The following is a 3,357-nucleotide window of genomic DNA, read 5'->3' as shown; positions in this document are numbered from 1 at the left end:
GCTCGTGCACCGCGTCCAGTTCACGCGCCCACAGCCTGACATCAGCAAGGTCCCCACCCATAACCACACCAACGACCGACCTGGCTATCAGTCACGCCAAGCACCGTTGCAGTACTAGACGTCGTCGGCGTCCGACCGGTCGGTTGGGGAGGGCTGCTGAGGGTCCGTCATGGGCCCGGATTTTCGCACAATGCAAGTCACAGAAGGGGGTCCGACCCACTTTTGAGTGAGAACGGGTTCTGAGAACCGAATCAAGATCAGTGAGGGTCGGGCGGCCTGTTGTCGATCTCGCTCCGGCAAAGGAACGTTTGCGAGAGGCCCGGCCTGGCGACCACGGGGCGTTCGCGCGGCTTGACAGCTCCGGATTGGTTGAACTTAGACTCAATGAGTCATAACTCAACAAGGGAGTGGTGATGTCGACTCGCGTGGAGCAGAAGGAGGCCACCCGGCGGCGGCTGATCGTTCAGGCCGTACGGCTGGTGGGCGAGCAGGGCTTCGGGCAGACCCGCACGGTGGACGTGGCGAAGGCGGCCAAGGTGTCGCACGGCACGGTCTTCGCGCACTTCCCCTCACGGGAAGACCTCATCCTGGCGGTCGCCTGGCACATCGGGCGCGAGATCACCGACCGGCTCCACGAGCTGGCCGGTGAGAGCGGCGGACTCATCGAGGTCCTGCAGGCCCATCTTCGGTGCCTGGAAGAGAACGAGGACGTCTACCGGCAACTGGTCATCGAGGCGCCTCTGCTGCCCTCACAGTTCCGGGCCAACTGGGTGGGCCTGCAGTCGGCGGTCGCCTCATACCTGTGCGCCGAAGCAGACGCCGAGGCGGCCGCAGGCCGGATCCGGGCGCTGCCCGCACATCTGGTCTTCAACACCTGGATCGGCCTGGTGCACCACTACCTGATCAACAAAGACCTGTTCGTGACCGAGGGGTCCGTCATCGCCGCGCACGGCCCGGCGCTGGTGGACCACTTCACGAACTTGCTGCACCCGTAACCACATCGAAGGAGATCCGAATGTCCGAGCACGACACCCCTACCTGCATCAGCTGCGGAATGCCCATGCGCACCCCGGAGGAGCACGCCGCCGCCGACCCGTCGAAGGACTACTGCCACAACTGCGCGCACGAGGACGGCCGCATGAAGAGCTACGAGGAGGTCCTGGCCGGCTTCACCGGATTCCTTCAGCACACCCAGGGCCTGCAGGACGATGCCGCCCGCCAGACGGCTGCGCAGATGCTGGCCAAGCAGCCGGCCTGGAGCAACCGCTGACCCGTACAGCGACGCCTGCGTCGTCTTCTTCGGCCGCGCCTGGAGGCATGGCCGAAGAAGACGACCGGGCAGGACAGTTCCGGAGACGATGATGAGCACCACACTCACCCCTGAAGACCTCGCCATGAGCCTGAAGTCGCCGCAGCGGCTTGCCGATCTGCTCATCGCCGAGCTCCGTCGCCACGCCGATCCGGCGAGCGCGGAGCGGGCAAGAACCGTGATGCCCGGCGTGAACGACGTCATGGGCACCCCGATGAACGCCGTGACGGCGCTGGTGGGCCTGCTCGCCCGGATCGGCAAGGCCCAGCCTGATGAGGTCAACGCCGGTCTGGATCTGCTCTGGGGGTCCGGCATCCTCGAACCACGCCAGCTCGCCGGCAAGGTCCTGGAACGCCTGGGCCGCTACCACCCGGAGCCCGGCCAGGTCAGCGGCGACGCGTTCCGGCTGCTGGCCGGACTGCTCCTGCTCTTCCCGACCAAGGCACGCAAGCAGCGGTTCGAGCGCAACACCCGGCGCCGCAGGAAAGTCCCGATCGACGGCTGGCACATGGACTTCATCGCCGACCCGCCGACCCCGATCCCGGCCCCGTCCGGGGCTCGCCGTCGTCGTACGGCGGAAGAAAGCACCTGCCCCCAGCCGCAACTGGTGGCGAAGATCTCGCGGGCCGAGTACCCGGCCGAGCCGGCCGACGAACTGGGCCCGGCCGCCGCGCTCTACACGGCCGTGTGCCGGAGCTGCGGCGGACCGTACAACCGCCCCTGGCGCCGGGTGCTGCCCGGGAACAGGGGCGGCGGTCAAACGGCGAAGGCCACGTAGCTGCCGAGGGTGAGGCCCGAGAAAGTGATGAGCTGGCGGGGGCTTGAGGCAGGTGAAGGCGGCGTGCATACCGATGCCGGCGACGACCGCGTACGGCATCGTCTGCTCGATGAGCAGCGCGGGCGGCAGCGCGATCTCCGCCACGATGACGGTGGCCGCGACCGCGCGCCAGAGACGGACGTCCCGGTCGGTGAGGTTGCCCGCGTAGCGGCGGACGACGCCGGGGACGGCGAACTGGCGCCGGTAGGGCAGCTGCTCCCTGACCTGGCTGTAGGTGTGGACCCACTGCGCCAGGTAGAGCCCGCCGCGGAACTGGGGAGAACGAAGCTTCTGCCAGGCGCTGTTCCAGTCTTCAGAAGTTGGCGGCGTATCTGGAGCAGGGTCCGGCCGCGCACGGCTGGGTGGAGGACCATGTGTGGACCGCGGCGAGGGTGGCCACGCTGATCGGCGGGAAGTTCCACGTCTCCTACAGCGTCTCGGGCGCGACGAGGCTGATGCACCGGCTCGGCTTCAGCCCGCAGGTCCCTGCGCGGCGGGTGGCCGAGCGCGACGAGCAGGCCGTCACCGCGTGGAAGGAGGCGACCTGGGCGGAGGCAAAAGAGCCCGGGCCGCCTGCGGGGGCTACATCTGCTTCGAGGACGAGGCAGGCTTCACCCGCCGGCCGCCCAGGGGACGCACCTGGGGCCGGCGCGGCCGCACCCCGCAGGTGACGGTGAGCGGCCGACGCTCGGGACGCCTGTCCGTGGCCGGGCTGATCGCCATGCGGCCCGGCTCCCGGACCCGGCTGTGCCACCGCCTGCGCACCCACCGGGCAGGCAAAGGCACACGTCGCAGCATGGGCGAGCGGGATTTCATCGCGCTGATCGACGGCGTCCACCAGCTCCTCAAGGCGCCCATCGTGCTGGTGTGGGACCGCCTGAACACCCACGTATCCCGCGCCATGGGCGAGCTGATCAGCGAGCGTGAGTGGCTGACGGTGTTCCTGCTGCCCGCCTACTCGCCCGACCTCAACCCGGTCGAGTGGGTATGGGCACACGTCAAACACAGCCTGGCCAACCTCGCCGTCGTCGCCCTCGACCGGCTCGAAGCACTCGTACGCAACCGGCTCAAGCGCCTTCAGTACCGGCCCGACACCCTCGACGGCTTCATAGCCGGCTGAACCGTTCCGGGTTCGATAGAGATCTCAGATGTTGGGTGTGACCTGGGGTTTCGTGGTTGCGAGGTAGTGGTTGTTCTCGTATTCGACGGGTGGGACGTGGCCTATCTCACC

Annotated in this window: 5 protein-coding genes; all 5 read left to right on the top strand. The window is 68.1% G+C overall.

Features of this window, described 5'->3' with window-relative positions:
- The first annotated feature begins 413 nt into the window (after positions 1–413).
- The 5 genes from ACH4ZX_RS40130 (at position 414) to ACH4ZX_RS40110 (ending at position 3,246) form a co-directional block, all read left to right on the top strand.
- Positions 414–995, top strand: a complete 582-nt coding sequence (locus ACH4ZX_RS40130) for a TetR/AcrR family transcriptional regulator (protein ID WP_398283847.1) — start codon at positions 414–416, stop codon at positions 993–995.
- Between the two features lie 20 nt (positions 996–1,015).
- Positions 1,016–1,270: a zinc ribbon domain-containing protein gene (locus ACH4ZX_RS40125; RefSeq protein ID WP_398283845.1), complete on the top strand. Its 255-nt coding sequence runs from the start codon at positions 1,016–1,018 to the stop codon at positions 1,268–1,270.
- A gap of 91 nt (positions 1,271–1,361) precedes the next feature.
- A complete protein-coding gene (locus ACH4ZX_RS40120) occupies positions 1,362–2,087 on the top strand; it encodes a DNA alkylation repair protein (protein WP_398283843.1) in 726 nt (241 codons plus the stop codon).
- A 401-nt stretch (positions 2,088–2,488) separates the two neighbouring features.
- Positions 2,489–2,797 carry a winged helix-turn-helix domain-containing protein gene (locus tag ACH4ZX_RS40115; protein ID WP_398283851.1) on the top strand — a complete coding sequence of 103 codons (309 nt, stop codon included), beginning with the start codon at positions 2,489–2,491 and terminating at the stop codon, positions 2,795–2,797.
- Positions 2,713–3,246 carry a transposase gene (locus tag ACH4ZX_RS40110; RefSeq protein WP_398283849.1) on the top strand — a complete coding sequence of 178 codons (534 nt, stop codon included), beginning with the start codon at positions 2,713–2,715 and terminating at the stop codon, positions 3,244–3,246. Before ACH4ZX_RS40115 ends, ACH4ZX_RS40110 begins: the two co-directional genes overlap by 85 nt.
- Positions 3,247–3,357: the final 111 nt, after the last annotated feature.

Source organism: Streptomyces sp. NPDC020490, assembly GCF_044335305.1.
In the GTDB taxonomy this organism is placed as follows: Bacteria; Actinomycetota; Actinomycetes; order Streptomycetales; family Streptomycetaceae; genus Streptomyces.
The sequence above is the reverse complement of the archived record's forward strand: the minus strand, read 5'-3'. Positions and strand labels throughout refer to the sequence as shown.

Bases quoted from the DNA above. Each gene is read 5' to 3' on its own strand.
- ACH4ZX_RS40130 (WP_398283847.1), top strand. From the start codon at position 414: ATGTCGACTCGCGTGGAGCAGAAGGAGGCCACCCGGCGGCGGCTGATC.
- ACH4ZX_RS40125 (WP_398283845.1), top strand. From the start codon at position 1,016: ATGTCCGAGCACGACACCCCTACCTGCATCAGCTGCGGAATGCCCATG.
- ACH4ZX_RS40120 (WP_398283843.1), top strand. From the start codon at position 1,362: ATGAGCACCACACTCACCCCTGAAGACCTCGCCATGAGCCTGAAGTCG.